We start from the raw sequence: 20,686 nt of genomic DNA on the forward strand, positions 1-20,686 counted from the left end.
AATTTTTTTGTCTCTATTTTTGTAAAGATATTGTGAATCATGAACTTATTGAAAGAATTCGCGTCGCGAGGCTTTAACAAGAATAAGTTATTAATTTCGGTATCTTGCTTAAGATTCAGAATATGCCAGAATGTTTCTCATTAGCAGGACGCTAAAGGATGAAGATACAGCTAGGAGCTGTAAGCCAGGAGGCGGGAACGTAACGGAGTTTACGTCACACGGAAGGCTTCAGGATGAAGCAGGATCGCTCAGGATTGAGTAAAGGACACCTCCAGGAAGGAGAATGTGAGCCAGTGAGGATGACTGGTGGGCCTGGATGCCAAATGGATTAGCGTCATGATGACGAGTGGCAGGATGTCACGCGGGAAGAGTTGTCACGGATGAGCAGGGAGCACACAAGTAGCTGGATAGCTGCAAACGAGAATCGGGAGCACTGTGTAAACAGTGCTCCCTTTTTTATTGGTGCTTCCCGGTGGCCGCAAATGGTATTCTTGCCGCCCAATTTTTGGCTTTACGGAGGCGTGTATGACGCTGCAACAACTTCTTCAACAGCGGCTAATACAGGCCGAAACCCTGATGCGTGAGCATCAACTCTGGCAACTTGACGCTCCCGCAGCGGAATCATTAGTCAGCGATCAACCCTTCTGTCTTGATAAACTGGAGCCGCTTGAGTGGCTACAGTGGATCTTTATCCCGCGCATGCAGGCGCTGCTGGATGCCAACGCACCGCTGCCGATGAATTTCGCGATTACGCCTTATTATGAAGTGGCGTTGCCGGATACTACGCCGGGGCACGGGATGATACTGCTGACGCTAAAACAGATCGATGCGCTGTTCGTGCAGGACAGTGACTGATGCTGGAGATCATTTATCAGGATGAATGGCTGGTTGCGGTGAACAAACCCAGTGGTTGGTTAGTGCACCGCAGCTGGCTCGATCGTCATGAGAAAGTGTTCGTGATGCAGACCGTGCGCGATCAGATTGGTCAGCACGTGTTTACCGTGCATCGCCTTGACCGGCCCACTTCAGGTGTGCTGCTGATGGGGCTCTCCAGTGAGGTTGGGCGTTTGCTGTCACAGCAGTTTGAACAGCATCAGATCCGGAAAACCTACCATGCGGTGGTGCGCGGCTGGTTACAGGAAGCGGCCACGCTGGATTATCCGCTGCTGGAAGAGATGGATAAAATCGCGGATAAATTCGCAACGGCTCCCCGTGAGGCACAGCCCGCAGTGACCGATTATAAAGGCCTGGCGACCTGCGAAATGCCAGTGCCGATTGGCCGTTATGATGCGGCGCGCTACAGCCTGGTGGAGCTTGCTCCCCACACCGGACGCAAGCATCAGTTGCGCCGTCATATGGTGCATTTGCGTCATCCGATCATTGGCGATAGCAAGCATGGCGATCTCAAACAGAATCGCGGTGCGGCCAGCCACTTTGGTATGAACCGGCTGATGCTGCACGCCAGCCAGCTTGAGCTGACCCATCCCGTCACGGGAGAAGCGTTGTGTTTGCGTGCCGGGCTGGACCACGTCTGGCAAGGCATGTTGACGCAGTTTGGCTGGCATGATCAACTGTCGCATCTGCCACGGGTTGAGTTTCTGCCCACCCCCGGCGAGGATATCGCCTGCGAATAAGGAGTCTTACCATGGCGAAAATTGGCATATTTGTAGGTACGGTTTACGGTAACGCGCTGCTGGTTGCTGAAGAGGCGCAGCCAGAGCTTGAGGCGCTGGGGCATGAGGTCAAGGTGTTTGAAGATGGCACGCTCGAGGACTGGCAGAAGTACAGCCAGGACGTGGTGTTGGTGATCACCTCGACCACCGGTCAGGGCGATCTGCCGGATAACATTCGTGCGCTGTTCGCCTCTTTGCAGGATCAGTATCAGCCCACGCTGCGCTATGGCGTCATCGCTCTGGGTGACAGCAGCTATGACAACTTCTGCGGGGGTGGTAAGCACTTCGATGCTTTATTGCAGGAGCAGGGTGCACAACGTGTGGGCTCCTTACTTGAAGTGGATGCCATCGAAAATCCTGAACCTGAAGAAGTGACAACGCCATGGGTCAAGCAGTGGGCAGCCCAGCTCTAACCTTCCACGCCGGTTTCTGCCGGCGTTTTTCTTTACGCTAGCCACACTTTTTCCAATCGCGCTATGCTTAGTAGTTCTGCGCCTGCGCGCCATTTCAGTTCTGCCACAGGGGACAACCGGTGAAAATTGTCATTGCACCCGATTCATGGAAAGAGAGTTTATCTGCACTTGATGTCGCTACGGCTATCGAAGCGGGCTTTCGCGAAGTCTACCCTGATGCACACTATGTCAAAATACCACTGGCTGATGGCGGTGAAGGCACGGTAGAAGCGATGATCGCCGCGACCGGAGGTTCGTTGATCGCTTTGCCGGTCACCGGACCACTCGGGAACAGCGTGGAGGCTTTCTATGGCCTTTCTGGTGATGGGCGTACGGCTTTTATTGAGATGGCTGCGGCCAGCGGCATAGAGCTGGTGCCGCCAGCGCAGCGTAATGCGTTAATCACGACCTCTCGGGGAACCGGGGAATTAATCTCTGATGCGCTGGCAAGAGGTGTACGCCACTTGATCATTGGTATCGGTGGCAGTGCGACGAATGACGGTGGGGCGGGAATGCTTCAGGCTCTCGGCGTGAAGCTACTGGATCAACAAGGCATCGAGATCGCAGCAGGTGGCGCAGCGCTGGCTGGGCTGCACAAGATTGAGACTGCGGCACTCGACAGTCGCCTCAGCCAGTGCCGTATTGAGGTTGCCTGTGATGTGACCAATCCCCTGACCGGTCCACAAGGTGCCTCGGCGGTGTTTGGTCCACAAAAAGGGGCGACAGCAGAAGAGGTGCAACAGTTGGATAAAGCGCTGGCACACTTTGCCAGCCTGATTCAGCGCGATCTTGGGGTGGCCGTTGCGGAAGTACCCGGTAGCGGTGCCGCAGGCGGGATGGGGGCAGGATTGCTGGCTTTCTGTCAGGCAACCCTGCGCCCAGGCATTGAGATCGTCACCGAAGCGCTCCAGCTTGAAGCGCAGCTAGGGGATGCCGATTTGGTGATCACCGGAGAAGGGCGCATCGACAGCCAGAGCGTACAGGGTAAAGTGCCTGTCGGCGTGGCGCGGCTGGCGCAACGTGCAGGCATTCCTGTTATTGGTATTGCTGGCAGCCTGACGCCTGATGTGGGCGTGGTGCATGCGCATGGCATTAATGCCGTTTTTAGCGCGCTGTACCGTATTTGCACCCTGGAAGAGGCATTGGCCGCCGCGGCGGAGAATATTCGCCTGACGGCGCGCAACGTGGCCGCGACGGTGAAACTCGGGCAGCAACTAGCGCTGTAACAGCGCTTCAGCGGCCCGTGCAACGTTCTGCATTTCATCCAGCAGTTCCAGCAACTCCGGTTCTAAATCGTCAATATCACTGGCTTTAAGCAGCTCTTTCTCCAACTGATGACAGAGCTGCTTCATGCGCGGTACGCCGCTGTAGCTGGCGCTACCGTGCAGTTTATGGATGATTTCTCTCAGGCCGTTCACTTTGTTTTCATCCATGTAGCGGGTGACCTTTTCCTGCACTTCGGGCAAGAAGTCGAGCAGCATTTGCAGCAGGTCACGTGCCAGCTCAGGTTTGTTGGCCGCCTGGCGTAGCGCCAGATTCCAGTCCAGGCTGGCATTCATGTCGCTCTTTTCCGTCATTAATGAGGTGGGCACCGGTGCATAGCGCGCCAGCAGCTGGCTCAGTTTGCTCTCATCAATCGGTTTAGCCAGATAGTCATTCAGGCCCGCTTTGATCAGCTCTTCACGCTCGCCATCAATCGCGTGGGCAGTCACGGCGACAATCGGTGTCTGGGCATGATTAGGCAGGCTGCGAATAATTTCACTGGCACGAATACCGTCAATATCGGGCATCTGAATGTCCATCAAAATGACGTCCAGGGCGCGCTGGCGGGCCTGGCTTATCGCCTCACTGGCACTGCTACACAGAATAATTTCCTGGGTCTGCTCCTCCAGCAGGGTGCCGATCAGTTTCAGGTTAGCGGGGTTGTCATCCACCGCCATCACCGTGAGTGGCAAACGCTCAGAGACCGGTAGCGGGCTTTGCTGACGGGCGTGTAAGTCAAACAGCATTGGCAGCAGGCGCGTCATGGAGACAGGCTTCGCAATACAGCCATCAATTCCCTGTGCTTTGAGTTTGTCTGCCAGCAGCATTTTCTGGGTCGGCAGGGCGAGAATGACGCAGTCGGCTCGCTGGAGCAACGCGCTAATCCAGCGCTTATCGAGCAGGGCACGTGCGCTGATATTGACCGGAATGCCTACCAGCATCAGTGGATAGTGCCGATCGCCTAGCGCTTCCAGGGAGGGATAGTAATCCACCTGTAGCGGCGTGGCGCTGAGCATGTTGCGCACAGCGCGACTGGCAGAGGCATGCGGTTCTATATAGGCCACCGCGACTTCTGACAGCGCCTCCAGCACGCGCGGCATACTTGAGGCATTAGGGTTGAGGTGCAGCGGGATGTTGACGGTAAAGGTCGACCCTTCGCCTGCCTGGCTGGTAAAGCTAATTTCCCCGCCCATTTCACTGACCAGTTTCTGGGTGATCACCAGCCCCAGCCCGGTGCCGCCATGACGGCGTGAAATACTGGCATCCGCCTGGCGAAATGCCTGGAACAGCTGCGATTTCTGCTCAGATGAAATGCCAATCCCGCTGTCGTGTACATTGATGACAATTTCAACCTGGGTTGCGTCTAGCGACCGTCGTTCCACCTGCAAATCAATGGTGCCTTGCTCGGTGAATTTTACGGCATTTCCAATCAGGTTAATTAAAATCTGCTGGAGGCGCAGTGGGTCGCCAATCACGTTATCCGGCACGCTGCGGTCAACGTGTACCGTTAGCTCCAGCATTTTATCGTGTGCGGAAGGGGCCAACAGCACCAGCGTTTCGTCAATGGTGGCGCGCAGGGGGAACGGAATAGACTCCAGCATCAATTTACCCGCTTCCAGTTTCGAGAAGTCGAGTACGTCATTAATGATGCTCAACAGGTTGCTGGCGGAGCGTTCAATGGTGTGCATGTAGTCGCGTTGAGTGGTGCCAAGGTCCGTTTTTAGCATCTGACGCGTAAAGCCAATCACGCCATTCAACGGAGTACGTAGCTCGTGAGACATATTAGCGAGGAACTCGGATTTGATACGTGCCGCCTCCTGGGCGCGCTTTTTGGCTAAATCCAGCTCGACGTTCTGGATCTCTAACTGTTCCAGAGTTTCCCGCAGATCCCACGTGGCCTGATCGATATTGTGCTGCATCTCTTCATGATATGCCGTGAGGGACATGGCCATCGCGTTGATGCCATTTTTCAGAATGCTCAACTCACCCAGCATGTAACCTTCGACCCGGCTATCTAACTGACCGCGACGAATGCGGTCCACCGTACTGACCATATTCCGAATCGGGCCGGTGACATCGCGCATCAGGCGGTAAGCGAACAGCATTGCAATACACAAGCAGAACAGCAGTAGCAGGGTCGCAACAAAGACTTCTTTATATTGCTGGAGCCTGACTGACTGGAGATCCAGTTCGATCGCGACATAGCCTAATCGATCGCCACCCGGCGTCTCTTCGCTGTCGAGTTCATCGGAGGTATAGCGGACGGAGGTGATGGGCGCGCGCAAAATAATGCGGTCATTGTGGCGCTCTTGGGTGATTTTCGTCGGCAGTGCAGCGATATCTTCTTGCAACGAGAGACTGAGATCTTCGTTACCGTTCGACGTGACGTAGAGGCGATTGTTGTTGTCGTAGATGGCAATCGCACGGACAATATTAGAATGACGACGATGCAATAGTCCGGTCATGGCATGCAGTGCCGCCCGGTTGTGCCACATCATGCTGTATTCGCTGGCAATGGCCAGAGGTTCAATGATGTTGGAGCCGGAATCAATGACCTGATGTTGTAGTTCGTTGTAACGGTGTACAACAAAAAAGGCGCTGAGCAGCAAGCCTATCATCAGTGTCGGTGCGAGGATCAGAATCATCATTCTTGCCCGCAAGCTGTATTTCGTCATGAGTGTCGCCCGGCCTTATCATCCCTGGATACTGGAAATTAGAGAAATCGCATTACTATGGCGCAATTTTACTCCGCAAAACAGCGTGTGACGACCCGTCAACGCCTTACCGTCACGATTCAGGACCTTGATCCCTTTGGTCAAGGCGTGGCTCGCCATCAGGGGAAGGCCCTGTTTATCAGTGGGGCTCTGCCGGGTGAGCAGGTAGAAGTCACCCTACAAGAAGAAAAAAAGCAGTATGCACGCGGTAAAGCTGTGCGTTTGCTGAGCACCAGCCCGGAGCGCGTTACGCCGCGTTGTCCGCACTACCAACAGTGCGGGGGATGTCAGCAGCAGCATGTCAGCGAAGCGTTGCAGCAGCGCAGTAAAGCACAGGCACTGGGGCGGATGTTATCGGCGGAAGCGCACCGTACCGTTGCAATAGATGAAGTGATTGCCGGAGAGCCGTGGGGCTACCGCCGTCGTGCCCGACTGGGATTGCAGTGGCATGCTAAGCGCCAGGTCTTGCAGATGGGCTTTCGACAGGAAGCCAGCAACGATCTGGTGCAGGTTCAGCGTTGCCCTGTTTTGGTGCCCGAGCTTGAAGCATTGCTGGTGCCGTTGCACCACTGCTTGCAGAGCCTGAGAGCGGTTAAACGTCTGGGCCATGTGGAGCTGGTGTTAGCGGAAAATGGCCCGCTGATGGTGCTGCGTCATCTGGATGCACTGCACGCTGAAGATCGTGAAAAACTGGAACAGTTTTCGCATATCAGCAACGTGATGCTGTTTCTGGATGGCGGAGAAGGCGCGATTTGCCGCGCAGAAAGTGCGAAACCCTACTATCGTTCATCCGGTATGAACCTGAATTTTAACCCACAGGACTTTATCCAGGTAAACGATCGCGTTAATCAGCAGATGGTGGCGCGTGCGATTGAGTGGCTGGCGCTGGAGCCAGACGATCGGGTGCTGGATCTGTTCTGTGGTATGGGCAACTTCACACTTCCTGTTGGAAAACAGGTACAAATTGCAGTTGGCGTTGAGGGTGTTGCAGCTTTAGTGGAGCAGGCAGCGTATAATGCGCAGGTCAATAATCTGCACAATGTCACCTTCTATCAGCACAACCTGGAAGAAGATGTGACTCATCAGCCATGGGCTGCGCAGGGTTTCAACAAGGTGTTACTGGATCCGGCACGTGCCGGTGCCGCAGGGGTAATGGCACACGTCGTTAAACTTGCGCCGCAACGCGTGGTCTATGTCTCCTGTAACCCAACAACACTTGCCCGCGACAGTCAGACACTGTTGTCGGCGGGTTACCATTTGGAAAGGGTCGCGATGTTGGATATGTTCCCTCATACCCGCCATCTCGAGTCCATGGTGCTGTTTAGCAAAGCATAAGCAACACAACGTTGTGATGGCAGGAGAGGATATGGTTGCGGTCAGAAGTTCGCATTTAAATACGGCAGGGGAGTTTGCCCTGGAGCAGTGGATCGACAGCCTTGGCATTGCGAACCCGCAAACCTGCCAAAGCCTGGCCGATACCTGGCGTTATTGCGAAGCAGAAACCCACGGTCATCCCGATCAGTCCCTGCTACTCTGGCGTGGCATTGAGATGGTCGAAATCCTCTCTATGTTGAGCATGGATCTCGATAGCCTGCGTGCCGCGCTGATCTTCCCGCTGGCGAGTGCCGAAGTCCTGAGCGAAGAAGATCTGGAAAAAACCGTTGGTAAAGGCATTGTGTTGCTGGTGCATGGCGTCCGCGATATGGATGCGATCCGCCAGCTGAAAGCCATTCATAACGACTCCATGGCCTCCGAGCAGGTCGATAACGTGCGCCGTATGCTGCTGGCCATGGTGGAAGATTTCCGCTGTGTGGTCATCAAGCTGGCTGAGCGTATCGCGAATCTGCGAGAAATGAAGGACGCGCCGGAAGATGAACGCGTACTGGCGGCGAAAGAGAGCACCAATATTTATGCGCCACTGGCCAACCGTTTAGGCATCGGTCAGCTCAAATGGGAACTGGAAGATTACTGCTTCCGTTACCTCCATCCGGATGAATACAAACGCATCGCCAAGCTGTTGCACGAGAGACGTATCGATCGTGAGCAGTATATCGATGACTTCGTGGGCAATTTGCGTAAAGAGATGGCTAAGGAGGGGGTTCGTGCTGAAGTGTATGGCCGCCCGAAACACATCTATAGCATCTGGCGCAAGATGCAGAAAAAGTCACTGGCGTTCGATGAACTGTTTGATGTGCGAGCCGTGCGTATTGTCGCCGAGCGTTTGCAGGATTGCTACGGCGCTTTAGGCATTGTGCATACGCTTTATCGTCATTTGCCCAGTGAATTTGATGACTATGTTGCCAATCCGAAACCCAATGGCTACCAGTCTATCCATACGGTGGTGCTGGGGCCAAAAGGCAAGACGGTAGAGATCCAGATCCGTACCCGGCAGATGCACGAAGACGCCGAGCTGGGTGTCGCTGCCCACTGGAAATACAAAGAAGGCCCGGGTACCGGCAACTCGCGGGGTGCCGCCGGCCATGAGGAGCGTATTGCCTGGTTACGTAAGCTGATCACCTGGCAGGAAGAGATGTCCGATTCTGGCGAGATGCTGGAAGAAGTGCGCAGCCAGGTGTTTGACGATCGTGTTTACGTGTTTACGCCAAAAGGGGATGTGGTCGATCTTCCGGCAGGCTCGACGCCGTTGGATTTTGCCTACCACATTCACAGTGATATTGGGCATCGCTGCATTGGGGCCAAAATCAGCGGCCGCATTGTGCCGTTTACCTATCAGTTGCAGATGGGCGATCAGATTGAAGTGATCACCCAGAAGCAGCCAAACCCAAGCCGCGACTGGCTCAATCCGAATCTGGGCTATATCACCACCAGCCGTGGGCGTTCCAAGATTCACGCCTGGTTCCGTAAGCAGGATCGCGATAAAAACATTCTGGCCGGACGGCAGATCTTTGATAATGAGCTGAATCAGCTGGATATTAGCCAGCGTGAAGCCGAGAAGGTGTTGTTGCCGCGCTACAACGTGAGTTCCCTTGAGGAACTGCTGGCCATGATTGGCGGCGGCGATGTGCGCCTCAATCAGATGGTTAACTTCCTGCAAGGCAAACTCAATAAGCCGAGTGCCGAAGAGGAAGATCGTGAAGCCCTGCGCCAACTGACGCAGAAAAGCTTTGCACCGCAGCCGTCTCGTAAAGAGAGTGGTCGGGTGGTGGTTGAGGGCGTGGGCAATCTGATGCACCATATTGCTCGCTGCTGCCAGCCCATTCCCGGTGATGACATCGTTGGTTTTATTACCCACGGGCGCGGTATTTCCATCCACCGTGCCGATTGTGACCAGTTATCTGAGCTGATTGCCCACGCGCCAGAGCGCATTGTTGATGCAGTCTGGGGCGAGAGTTATTCCAGCGGCTATTCGCTGGTGGTCCGCGTGACCGCCAACGATCGTAGTGGCTTGTTGCGTGATATCACCACCATTCTCGCCAATGAGAAGGTCAATGTGCTGGGGGTTTCCAGCCGTAGTGATACCAAAAAGCAGCTGGCGACCATTGATATGGATATTGAGATTTATAATCAGCAGGTGCTGGGACGTGTGCTGTCACGGCTGAATCAGGTACCGGATATTATCGACGCCCGCCGTTTGCACTAAATACGGGTACGTCACTTCTTTCAGGCAAGATTACATCGCTGTGGTTTGGGTGGTCAGGTCAGATAATGTGGGATATGACTGCCCGGAAAGATTGCTCCTGCCGATCGGGCCCTACGTCCATGTAGGGCACGCACTCGCTATCATCTCCCCCCGTTATCTTCCCGGCAAGCAGCAGTGTTGCTGCCGGAAGCCCGTGCGGTTTTAGATTTGGGCGCTTTTACTATCTCCCAGGCTATCAGGCGGTGGTTTTGACGTTACTGGCCGCGATGTGTTTCGGATTGGCTGACTGTGGTTTTGACTTTATTGGCAGCGGGGTGGAATTGCTGTTGGTTCGGTAGGTACAATCAGGCCTTTGCTGAAAAGCCACAAGGACCGCCATGACTGCCCTGAACCGCCTGCTCGATATTATGAAAACCCTGCGCGACCCGCAGCGGGGCTGCCCGTGGGATCGTGAACAGACCTTTGCTTCTATTGCGCCTTACACCCTCGAAGAGACCTATGAAGTGCTGGATGCTATTCAGCGCGAAGACTTTGTCGACCTGCGCGGCGAACTGGGCGATCTGTTATTCCAGGTGGTGTTCTACGCACAAATGGCCGAAGAAGAGCAGCGATTCAACTTTGATGACATCTGCAACGCCATCAGCGATAAGCTGGAGCGCCGCCACCCGCATATCTTCGCGGACGCTCAGGTTGAAAACAGCGCGGAAGTCCTGAAAAACTGGGAAGCCATCAAAACGGCAGAGCGGGCGGATAAAGCCCAGCACTCGGCGCTGGACGACATCCCCAAAGCGTTGCCAGCCCTGATGCGCGCGCACAAAATTCAGAAGCGCTGCCACAATGTCGGCTTTGACTGGACGACCCTCGGCCCGGTAGTGGATAAGGTGCATGAAGAAATTGACGAAGTCATGCACGAAGCGCAGCAGTCAGTGATTGACCCGGTAAAGCTGGAAGAGGAGATCGGCGATCTGCTGTTTGCCACCGTTAATCTCTCCCGCCATCTGGGCAGTAAAGCCGAAACCGCCCTGCAAAAAGCCAATGATAAATTCGAACGCCGTTTCCGCCAGGTTGAAGCGATCATCACGGCTCAAGGCCTCAGTATGCCAGGTGCGACGCTGGAGCAAATGGAAGCCGCATGGCAGCAGGTTAAAGCGCAGGAAAAGGGCTAGTCAGCTGATTATTCCAGCGCTGATTATAATTCCATCAATTGAGCTTACTCGATTCAGCCTAACTGCACTTTTGTGACCTGCATCAACATTTCATTAACCGTGATCCGCTATGTTGGCTACCTACTGCGTGGAGGATTACGGTGATTGATCATTTGTGGCTGAGAGGGGTTTCCGGTATACTGCTTTCCCGTCCTGGTTATTCTACCGTCTTTAAACCTAAACTCTCAGGTTCAGCATGACAACGAACTATATTTTTGTGACCGGTGGGGTCGTATCCTCTCTGGGTAAAGGCATTGCCGCAGCCTCCCTCGCAGCTATTCTTGAAGCACGTGGTCTGAATGTGACCATCATGAAACTCGATCCGTACATCAACGTCGATCCGGGTACCATGAGCCCAACCCAGCACGGTGAAGTTTTCGTGACCGATGACGGGGCCGAAACTGACCTGGACCTGGGTCACTATGAGCGCTTCATCCGTACTAAAATGTCGCGCCGTAACAACTTCACGACCGGCCGTATCTACTCTGAAGTCCTGCGCAAAGAGCGTCGCGGTGACTATCTGGGTGCGACCATTCAGGTCATTCCGCACATCACTAATGCGATCAAAGAGCGCATTATTGAGGGCGGTGAAGGCCATGACGTGGTGCTGGTTGAAATTGGTGGCACCGTGGGTGACATCGAATCTCTGCCGTTCCTCGAAGCCATTCGCCAGATGGCGGTTGACGTGGGCCGTGAGCACACCATGTACATGCACCTGACGCTGGTTCCCTACATGGCAGCGGCGGGTGAAGTGAAAACCAAGCCAACGCAACACTCAGTGAAAGAGCTGCTGTCGATCGGTATCCAGCCAGATGTGCTGATCTGCCGTTCAGATCGCGCTGTGCCGGCTAACGAACGTGCGAAAATCGCGCTGTTCTGTAACGTGCCTGAGAAAGCCGTTATCTCCCTGAAAGATGTCGACTCCATCTACAAAATCCCGGGCCTGTTGAAATCACAGGGTCTGGATGACTACATCTGCAAGCGTTTCAACCTGTCTGCACCAGAAGCCAACCTGGCGGAATGGGAACAGGTTATCTACGAAGAAGCGAATCCAGGCGGCGAAGTCACCATTGGTATGGTGGGTAAATACGTCGAACTGCCAGATGCTTACAAATCAGTGATTGAAGCACTGAAGCACGGCGGCCTGAAAAATCGCGTTACCGTCAACATCAAGCTGATCGATTCACAGGATGTTGAAACCCGTGGTGTAGAAATTCTGAAAGATCTGGATGCTATTCTGATCCCAGGCGGTTTCGGCTATCGTGGCGTAGAAGGCAAAATGTTGACCGCGCAGTTTGCGCGTGAGAACAAAATTCCTTACCTGGGCATCTGTCTGGGAATGCAGGTTGCGTTGATGGAATTTGCCCGCAACGTGGCAGGCATGGAAGGTGCGAACTCCACGGAATTCGTACCAGATTGTAAGTACCCGGTGGTTGCGCTAATCACCGAATGGCGTGATGAAGAGGGTAACGTTGAACAGCGCTCTGAGCAGAGCGATCTGGGCGGCACCATGCGTCTGGGCAGCCAGCAGTGTCAGCTGACGCCAGAAAGCAAAGTGCGCCAGCTCTACGGTTCTGACGTGATTACCGAACGCCATCGCCATCGCTATGAAGTTAACAATATGCTGCTGAAGCCAATTGAAGCAGCGGGACTGCATATCGCAGGTCGTTCTGGTGACGATCAACTGGTCGAGATCATTGAGATCCCTGATCACCCTTGGTTTGTTGCTTGTCAGTTCCACCCGGAATTCACCTCGACCCCGCGTGATGGGCATCCGCTGTTTGCTGGCTTTGTTAAAGCGGCACATGAACATCAGAAGCGTTTAGCGAAGTAAGTTTCACGAACAACGCGCGAATTTTCGCGCGTTGTTTGTCTTAGGATTGACTAACTTGTTCTGAGGAAAATCGAATGTCCAAAATCGTTAAAGTCATTGGTCGCGAAATTATCGACTCTCGTGGTAACCCGACTGTAGAAGCTGAAGTTCACCTGGAAGGCGGTTTTGTCGGCCTGGCTGCAGCCCCATCAGGTGCTTCTACCGGTTCACGTGAAGCTCTGGAACTGCGCGATGGTGACAAATCTCGTTTCCTGGGCAAAGGCGTAACCAAAGCCGTTGCTGCTGTTAACGGTCCTATCGCACAGGCGCTGGTGGGCAAAGATGCCAAAGACCAGGCCAATGTCGATAAAGTGATGATCGATCTCGACGGTACTGAGAACAAATCCAACTTCGGCGCAAACGCCATTCTGGCGGTATCTCTGGCTGCTGCTAAAGCGGCTGCTGCCTCTAAAGGCCTGCCACTGTATGCACACATCGCAGAACTGAACGGTACCCCAGGCAAATATTCTATGCCACTGCCAATGATGAACATCATCAATGGTGGTGAGCACGCCGACAACAACGTCGACATCCAGGAATTCATGATTCAGCCTGTTGGTGCGAAGAACGTGAAAGAAGCCATCCGTATGGGTTCTGAAGTGTTCCACCACCTGGCCAAAGTGCTGAAGGCGAAAGGCCTAAACACTGCAGTAGGCGATGAAGGCGGTTACGCACCAAACCTGGGTTCTAATGCTGAAGCACTGGCTGTTATCGCTGAAGCGGTAAAAGCAGCGGGCTACGAACTGGGCAAAGACATCACTCTGGCGATGGACTGCGCGGCTTCTGAATTCTACAAAGACGGCAAATATGTGCTGGCTGGCGAAGGCAACAAAGCGTTCACCTCTGAAGAGTTCACCCACTTCCTGGAAGAGCTGACCAAACAGTACCCAATCGTCTCTATCGAAGACGGTCTGGATGAGTCTGACTGGGCGGGCTTCGCGTACCAGACCAAAGTACTGGGCGACAAAATCCAGCTGGTTGGTGATGACCTGTTCGTGACCAACACCAAAATCCTGAAAGAAGGTATCGAGAAAGGCATCGCTAACTCTATCCTGATCAAATTCAACCAGATCGGTTCTCTGACCGAAACCCTGGCTGCAATCAAGATGGCAAAAGATGCAGGCTACACCGCGGTGATTTCACACCGTTCAGGTGAAACCGAAGATGCCACTATCGCTGACCTGGCGGTAGGTACTGCAGCAGGCCAGATCAAAACCGGTTCAATGAGCCGTTCTGACCGTGTTGCTAAGTACAACCAGCTGATCCGTATCGAAGAAGCGCTGGGCAATGCCGCGCCATTCAACGGTCTGAAAGAAGTGAAAGGCCAGGCGTAATCGTCTGACTTTCTGAAAAAAGCCCCGCCATCGTGCGGGGCTTTTGCTTTTCTGGTGTTCAGGTGTTGTTGTCTGGCGCAGATCTGCCATAATCAGCGCCCTGTTTTACACTAACGAGTAACAAATGTACTACCCGATTAATGAGATGTTCCAGACATTGCAGGGAGAAGGCCTGTATACCGGCGTTCCGGCAATATTTATCCGACTGCAGGGATGCCCGGTGGGTTGCAGCTGGTGTGATACGAAACATACCTGGGATAAGCTGGCCGATCGGGAGACATCGCTCGGTGATATCGTGATTAAAACTCAGGAGAGTGATGCCTGGGGAAATGCCGACGAAGCGATGCTGCGTAAGGTTATTGCCGATAAAGGCTGGACGGCCCGGCACGTGGTGATCACGGGTGGCGAACCCTGCATTTACGACCTGCGCCCGTTAACGGAAGCGCTGGAAGCCGCAGGATTTGGTTGCCAGATTGAAACCAGTGGCACGCATGAAGTGCGCTGTAGCGAAAAGACCTGGGTAACCGTGTCACCCAAGGTCAATATGCGCGGCGGCTATGATGTGCTGCATCAGGCGCTGGTCAGGGCCGATGAGGTGAAGCATCCGGTGGCCCGTCAGCGTGATGTGGATGCGCTGGATGGATTGCTGGCAACGTTAAGTGACGTGAAGCCACGGATTATCGCCCTGCAACCCATCAGCCAGAAAGCAGATGCCACCGAACTGTGCATTGATACCTGCATAGCGCGCAACTGGCGGCTTTCGTTACAGACGCATAAGTATCTGAATATCGCCTGATGGCTAAGCGGGCCGGTTTATCCGGCTCGCTGGCTTTACTCAGGCTTTTTCGCTTTATACGCGTCGAAGGCTTGTTTAATTTCCGTTTTTGCCTCTGCTGCCCCTTTGAATCCATTCAATTCGACTTTTTTACGTCCATCTGGCAACTGCTTGTACACACGGAAGAACGCTTCCAGACGCGATTGCTCCATCTGCGGTAAGTCAGCCACTTCTTTTATACCGTCATAGGTGGGATCGATTTTGCTGGCGGGCACGGCAACAATTTTGTCATCCACTTCGCCACCATCGATCATTTTCAACACGCCAATCGGACGCAGTTTGATCAGCGTGCCAGGGCTCATTGGGGTTCGGGTATAGAAAATCACATCCAGTGGATCGCCATCACCCCCCAGCGACTGGGTTAACGAACCGTAATTTGCCGGATAGGCAACAGGCATCGACTGAAAACGGTCTGCGATCAACAAACCGGTTTTCGCATCTGTCTCATATTTGATAATGCCACCCTGAGGAATTTCAGTGACGGCGTAGAACTCTTCGGGCAGATTTTCTGGCTGTGGGAAATCAAGCACATTAATGCTGGCAGCGTGTACGGCAACGCTGGCGAACAGGGTAACAACAGAAAGTTTTTGCAGGAAATTCATTGTGATTCTCACGATCTTTAATGAAAGGAGCTCACATCTTGGTTACAGATTGTTACGTCCGGATGAATTTTGCAAAGAAGTGGGCCTGAAGCGGCCCGGAAGGTTACTCGCCGCGATAGACACAGCCAGCAGTACAGGTTTCTTTCACCATCACTGCGCTGAGTTCGGGCAGCTTTGGCTTCATCTCATCCCAAATCCACTTTGCCAGCACTTCGCTGGTAGGGTTTTCCAGACCTGGAATTTCATTGAGATAGTTATGATCGAGGCGATCATAGATCGGCATAAATGCCGCTTTCAGTTCGGCAAAATCCATTACCCAACCGGTATACGCATCCACTTCACCGGTAATTTCCAGTCGTACTAAAAAGGAGTGACCATGCAGGCGACCGCACTTATGCCCCTCAGGGACATGCGGCAGGTGATGGGCGGCTTCAAACTGGAATTCTTTAAACAACGTGGTAGACATAATGGTTCTCAAGCGGGTTAACGATGAGAATTCTACCTGAAATGGTAATTTTTCCCAGCCTAGTCGCACGAATGCGCCATTTTTCTGCCTTTGGCAGAGCCTCAGATGATTAACTCAATGATTTAAAATGCTTTTGTTTACCACTTTTTCTGGTTGGTTAAATCCATAAAACCATTAAGTCATTTTGGTTATTTTATATATCGAAGCTTTATTTAGTCGTTAATATAGTGCCCGGTAACCTACCCACATTCTGCCGTTGTTCACGGCGCTGATCACAGCTACTGGATATCTTAACGCGATGACGACTCAGGCTCCTTCAGGTTCAATTCTTCCGCTGACGCCCGATCAACTTGCTCGTTTGCAAACAGCAACCACGGACTTCTCACCTACGCAACTGGCATGGCTCTCCGGCTATTTCTGGGGCATGGTCAACAATGTTCCGGGTGCCGCTGTGGCAGCAGCACCGGCCCAGGCGGAAGTGCCCTCTGTCACTTTGATTTCCGCTTCCCAGACCGGCAATGCACGCCGTCTGGCAGAGCAATTACGTGATGATTTGCTGGCGGCAAAACTGAATGTGAACCTCGTCAACGCAGGCGACTATAAATTCAAGCAGATTGGTCAGGAAAAACTGCTGGTGGTCGTGACCTCAACGCAGGGGGAAGGCGAGCCACCAGAAGAAGCCGTGGCACTGCATAAATTCCTGATGGGGAAAAAGGCACCACAGCTGAAAGACGCGGCATTTGCGGTGTTTGGCCTCGGTGATACCTCCTATGAATTCTTCAGCCAGGCAGGCAAAGACTTCGATAAGCGTCTGGAAGAGCTGGGCGCGGCCCGCTTGCTGGATCGCGTTGATGCTGACGTTGAGTACGCACAGCAGGCCACTGACTGGCGCAGTGCGCTGGTTGAGATCCTGAAACAACGCGTACCCGCCCAGTCAGCGGCTTCCGCTGCGGTAACCGCGGCAGGGGCAGTGAATGAGGTTTTCTCTAGCCCTTACACCAAAGAAGCGCCATTAACTGCGGCTTTTGCGGTTAACCAAAAAATTACCGGACGCGGTTCAGATAAAGACGTGCGCCACATCGAAATCGATCTCGGCGACTCTGGCTTGCGTTATCAGCCTGGCGATGCGCTGGGCGTGTGGTATGAGAATGATGCGGAGCTGGTCAGCGAGCTGCTGGCGCAGGTCTGGCTGAAAGGTGATGAACAGGTTGAAGTGCAGGGCAACACGCTGCCACTGGCAGAAGCCCTGCAAAAACACTTTGAGCTAACGGTGAATACACCGCAAATCGTCGCGCAGTACGCCACGCTCTCGCGCAACGAAGCTTTACTGGCTCTGGTGGATGATAAAGCGGCGCTGCAAAACTTTGCCCAGAACGTTCCGATCATCGAGATGGTTCGTCAGGCACCGATTGAACTCAATGTGGAGCAACTGACCGGCCTGCTGCGTCCACTGACGCCGCGCCTCTATTCCATCGCTTCTTCACAGGCGGAGAACGAAAACGAAGTGCATATCACCGTGGGTGCTGTGCGCTATGAAATTGATGGCCGTGCACGCGGCGGCGGTGCGTCTACCTGGCTGGCCGATCGCATCGAGGAAGATGGCGAGATTCGTATCTTCATCGAACACAACGACAACTTCCGTCTGCCGGCTAACCCGGAAACGCCGGTGATTATGATTGGCCCAGGCACCGGCATTGCCCCGTTCCGCTCGTTCATTCAACAGCGTGATAACGACGGTGCAGGCGGTAAAAACTGGCTGTTCTTTGGCAACCCGCACTTTACTGAAGATTTCCTGTATCAGGTTGAGTGGCAGAAATATGTCAAAGATGGTCTGTTAACACACATCGATCTTGCCTGGTCGCGCGATCAGCAAGAGAAGATTTACGTACAAGATAAAATCCGCGCTAAAGGGGCGGAAGTGTGGCGCTGGATCGCAGAAGGCGCACACCTTTATGTCTGCGGCGACGCCAATCGCATGGCGAAAGACGTTGAGCAGGCTTTGCTGGATGTGGTGGTCGAACACGGCGGAATGGATCGTGAAGCGGCCGATGAATTTTTAAGTGAGCTGCGCGTTGAGCGCCGTTATCAGCGAGACGTTTACTGATGAGCGAAAAACACCCCGGACCTCTGGTCGTAGAAGGTAAGTTAGTGGACGCCGAGCGTCTGAAAAAGCAGAGTAACTACCTGCGCGGCACGATTAAAGAAGATCTGGAAGAGGGACTGACCGGTGGTTTTTCCGGTGATAACTTCTTGCTGATCCGCTTCCATGGCATGTATCAGCAGGATGATCGTGATATCCGTGCTGAGCGTGCAGCGCAGAAGCTGGAGCCGCGTCACGCCATGATGCTGCGTTGCCGTCTGCCGGGTGGCATTATCAAGCCATACCAGTGGCTGGCGATTGATAAATTTGCCACCGAGAAGACCATTTACGGCAGCATCCGTTTGACTAACCGTCAGACTTTCCAGTTCCACGGCATTCTGAAGAAGAACGTTAAACCTACGCATCAGATGCTGCATGAAGTCGGTCTGGATGCATTGGCCACCGCCAATGACGTAAACCGTAACGTGCTCTGTACCTCTAACCCGGTAGAGTCTGAGCTGCATCAGGAAGCGTACGAGTGGGCGAAAAAACTGTCTGAGCACCTGCTGCCGCAGACGCGCGCCTACGCAGAAATCTGGTGGGATCAGGAAAAAGTAGAAACCACGGATAAAGAACCGATTCTGGGTGAGACTTACCTGCCGCGTAAGTTTAAAACCACGGTGGTGATCCCACCGAACAATGATGTCGATCTGCACGCGAATGACATGAACTTCATCGCGGTTGCAGAGAAGGGCAAGCTAATTGGCTTTAACCTGTTGGTGGGCGGTGGCTTGTCTATCGATCACGGCAACAAGGCGACTTACGCCCGTACCGCCAGTGAAATTGGCTTCCTGCCGCTGGACAAAACTCTGGATGTGGCGGCGGCAGTGGTCACCACTCAGCGTGACTGGGGCAACCGTACCGATCGTAAAAATGCCAAAACCAAGTACACCATTGAGCGTGTCGGCCCGGATGTGTTTAAGGCTGAGGTGGAGAAGCGCGCAGGTCTGACGTTTGAGCCAATCCGTCCTTATGAATTTACCAGCCGTGGTGACAATATCGGCTGGCTGAAAGGCATCGATAACAAGTGGCATTTGACGCTGTTTGTGGAAAATGGCCGTCTGTTGGATTACCCAGGACGTCCGTTGAAAAGCGGTATTGCTGAAATTGCGAAAGTCCACGAAGGTGACTTCCGCCTGACGGCAAACCAGAACCTGATTGTGGCTGGTGTGCCTGAAGCGCAGAAAGCCCAGATTGAAGCGATTGCACGTGCGCATGGCCTGATGGACAGCGTAACGCCGCAGCGTGAGAACTCAATGGCCTGTGTTGCCTTCCCAACCTGTCCGTTGGCGATGGCTGAAGCAGAGCGTTTCCTGCCTTCGTTTGTGACGCGCGTTGAAGAGATCATGCACCGCCACGGTGTGGGCGAAGAGCACATAGTGTTACGCGTTACCGGTTGCCCTAATGGTTGTGGCCGTGCTTTGCTGGCGGAGATCGGTTTAGTCGGTAAAGCGCCAGGCCGTTACAACCTGCACCTTGGGGGTAACCGGATGGGAACACGTATCCCGCGTATGTACCGCGAAAACATCACGGAAACTGAAATCCTCGCCAGCATTGATGAGCTGGTTGGCCGTTGGGCGTCAGAACGCCACGCCGATGAAGGTTTTGGTGACTTTGTTATCCGCGTTGGGGTCGTCAAGCCGGTTCTGGATCCGGCGCGGGACTTTTGGGATCAGGAGGCATCATGAGTCAGTTTGACATTGCAGCACTGAATGCGCTGAGCAAAGAGGATCGTAGCCAGGCACTGGCGGAAACCAATGCGCAGCTGGAACAGCTTTCCGCTGAACAGCGGGTGAGCTGGGCGCTGGAACAGTTACCGGGCGCTTTTGTCCTCTCATCCAGCTTTGGTATTCAGGCGGCGGTGTCGCTGCATCTGGTCACGCGTCAGCAGCCGGATATTCCGGTGATTCTGACCGATACCGGTTATCTGTTCCCGGAAACCTATCGTTTCATCGATCAACTGACCGAACAGCTTAATCTCAACCTGCAGGTGTTCCGTGCGGACACCTCACCGGCCTGGCAGGAAGCGCGCTATGGCAAACTGTGGGAGCAGGGGGTTGAGGGCATTGAGCAGTATAATCAGTTGAATAAAGTTGAGCCGATGAACCGCGCTCTGGAGACCCTGGGCGCACAAACCTGGTTTGCTGGGTTACGTCGCGATCAGTCGGGTAGCCGGGCGCAATTGCCGGTGTTAGGTGTTCAGCGCGGTGTGTTTAAGATTCTGCCGATCATCGACTGGGACAACCGCCAGGTGTATCAATACCTGAAAGCGAATAACCTGAAATATCACCCGCTGTGGGATGAAGGTTATCTCTCAGTGGGGGATACCCACACCACGCGCAAGTGGGAACCGGGCATGGTAGAAGAAGAGACGCGTTTCTTCGGCCTGAAGCGCGAGTGCGGTTTGCACGAAGGTTAAGTCTCTGCCTTGATCGATGAATGGAAACCCCGACTTTGTTCGGGGTTTTTTGTTGTTACTGGCGGTGGTGATTAAGCCGCTATAGCTCGGGTGGCAAGGTCAGGCAATG

16 protein-coding genes are annotated in these 20,686 nt (G+C 53.8%); 13 read left to right on the plus strand and 3 right to left on the minus strand.

Translation table 11 applies throughout. The features are described from left to right. Positions 1 to 525 precede the first annotated feature (525 nt). The 4 genes from F3J40_RS16845 to F3J40_RS16860 all read left to right on the plus strand — a co-directional run bounded on the left by F3J40_RS16845 (position 526) and on the right by F3J40_RS16860 (position 3,351). The gene (locus F3J40_RS16845) at positions 526 to 855 is read left to right on the plus strand and encodes a YqcC family protein (RefSeq protein WP_167016405.1); all 330 of its coding nucleotides are present in this window, start codon (positions 526 to 528) and stop codon (positions 853 to 855) included. Then, entirely contained in the window at positions 855 to 1,634 is a 780-nt protein-coding gene (gene truC / locus F3J40_RS16850) for a tRNA pseudouridine(65) synthase TruC (protein WP_167016406.1), read from the plus strand. The genes F3J40_RS16845 and truC overlap by 1 nt, the downstream gene beginning before the upstream one ends. 11 nt (positions 1,635 to 1,645) lie before the next feature. Next, positions 1,646 to 2,086: a flavodoxin gene (locus F3J40_RS16855; protein ID WP_017345496.1), complete on the plus strand. Its 441-nt coding sequence runs from the start codon at positions 1,646 to 1,648 to the stop codon at positions 2,084 to 2,086. Between the two features lie 119 nt (positions 2,087 to 2,205). Continuing rightward, complete coding sequence (locus tag F3J40_RS16860) at positions 2,206 to 3,351, plus strand: glycerate kinase (RefSeq protein ID WP_167016408.1); 1,146 nt, start codon at positions 2,206 to 2,208, stop codon at positions 3,349 to 3,351. Here F3J40_RS16860 and barA read toward each other — a convergent pair. Then, complete coding sequence (barA, locus tag F3J40_RS16865; protein ID WP_167016411.1) at positions 3,340 to 6,063, minus strand: two-component sensor histidine kinase BarA; 2,724 nt, start codon at positions 6,061 to 6,063, stop codon at positions 3,340 to 3,342. The two genes, F3J40_RS16860 and barA, sit on opposite strands and share 12 nt — an antisense overlap. A 57-nt stretch (positions 6,064 to 6,120) precedes the next feature. Between barA and rlmD the strand changes: the two genes are divergently transcribed. The 6 genes from rlmD (at position 6,121) to queE (ending at position 14,911) form a co-directional block, all read left to right on the plus strand. Then, on the plus strand, positions 6,121 to 7,437 hold the full coding sequence (gene rlmD, locus F3J40_RS16870) for a 23S rRNA (uracil(1939)-C(5))-methyltransferase RlmD (protein ID WP_167016419.1): 1,317 nt from the start codon (positions 6,121 to 6,123) through the stop codon (positions 7,435 to 7,437). 31 nt (positions 7,438 to 7,468) lie between these two features. After that, positions 7,469 to 9,703, plus strand: a complete 2,235-nt coding sequence (gene relA, locus F3J40_RS16875) for a GTP diphosphokinase (protein WP_167016421.1) — start codon at positions 7,469 to 7,471, stop codon at positions 9,701 to 9,703. Positions 9,704 to 10,080: 377 nt separating this feature from the next. Next, a complete protein-coding gene (gene mazG, locus F3J40_RS16880; protein WP_017345501.1) occupies positions 10,081 to 10,869 on the plus strand; it encodes a nucleoside triphosphate pyrophosphohydrolase in 789 nt (262 codons plus the stop codon). Between the two features lie 235 nt (positions 10,870 to 11,104). After that, complete coding sequence (pyrG, locus tag F3J40_RS16885; protein WP_017345502.1) at positions 11,105 to 12,742, plus strand: glutamine hydrolyzing CTP synthase; 1,638 nt, start codon at positions 11,105 to 11,107, stop codon at positions 12,740 to 12,742. Between the two features lie 74 nt (positions 12,743 to 12,816). Continuing rightward, a complete protein-coding gene (eno, locus tag F3J40_RS16890; RefSeq protein ID WP_017345503.1) occupies positions 12,817 to 14,115 on the plus strand; it encodes a phosphopyruvate hydratase in 1,299 nt (432 codons plus the stop codon). A 124-nt stretch (positions 14,116 to 14,239) separates the two neighbouring features. Beyond that, the gene (gene queE, locus F3J40_RS16895; protein WP_167016423.1) at positions 14,240 to 14,911 is read left to right on the plus strand and encodes a 7-carboxy-7-deazaguanine synthase QueE; all 672 of its coding nucleotides are present in this window, start codon (positions 14,240 to 14,242) and stop codon (positions 14,909 to 14,911) included. Between the two features lie 35 nt (positions 14,912 to 14,946). Here the strand turns inward: queE and F3J40_RS16900 are convergent, their stop codons facing one another. Continuing rightward, positions 14,947 to 15,552 carry an inorganic diphosphatase gene (locus F3J40_RS16900; protein WP_167016425.1) on the minus strand — a complete coding sequence of 202 codons (606 nt, stop codon included), beginning with the start codon at positions 15,550 to 15,552 and terminating at the stop codon, positions 14,947 to 14,949. A gap of 103 nt (positions 15,553 to 15,655) precedes the next feature. After that, a complete protein-coding gene (gene queD / locus F3J40_RS16905; RefSeq protein WP_017345505.1) occupies positions 15,656 to 16,018 on the minus strand; it encodes a 6-carboxytetrahydropterin synthase QueD in 363 nt (120 codons plus the stop codon). Positions 16,019 to 16,316: 298 nt separating this feature from the next. Here queD and cysJ point away from each other — a divergent pair, with 298 nt between their 5' ends. Genes cysJ through F3J40_RS16920 form a run of 3 tightly spaced genes read left to right on the plus strand, consistent with a single transcriptional unit; the run spans position 16,317 to position 20,577 of the window. Then, positions 16,317 to 18,122, plus strand: coding sequence for an NADPH-dependent assimilatory sulfite reductase flavoprotein subunit (gene cysJ, locus F3J40_RS16910; protein WP_167016427.1), 1,806 nt, complete (start codon positions 16,317 to 16,319; stop codon positions 18,120 to 18,122). Then, complete coding sequence (cysI, locus tag F3J40_RS16915) at positions 18,122 to 19,846, plus strand: assimilatory sulfite reductase (NADPH) hemoprotein subunit (protein ID WP_167016436.1); 1,725 nt, start codon at positions 18,122 to 18,124, stop codon at positions 19,844 to 19,846. Before cysJ ends, cysI begins: the two co-directional genes overlap by 1 nt. Beyond that, positions 19,843 to 20,577, plus strand: a complete 735-nt coding sequence (locus F3J40_RS16920; RefSeq protein WP_017345508.1) for a phosphoadenylyl-sulfate reductase — start codon at positions 19,843 to 19,845, stop codon at positions 20,575 to 20,577. The genes cysI and F3J40_RS16920 overlap by 4 nt, the downstream gene beginning before the upstream one ends. Positions 20,578 to 20,686 lie beyond the last annotated feature (109 nt).

It is taken from the genome of Candidatus Pantoea multigeneris (genome assembly GCF_011752615.1).
GTDB lineage: Bacteria > Pseudomonadota > Gammaproteobacteria > Enterobacterales > Enterobacteriaceae > Pantoea > Pantoea multigeneris.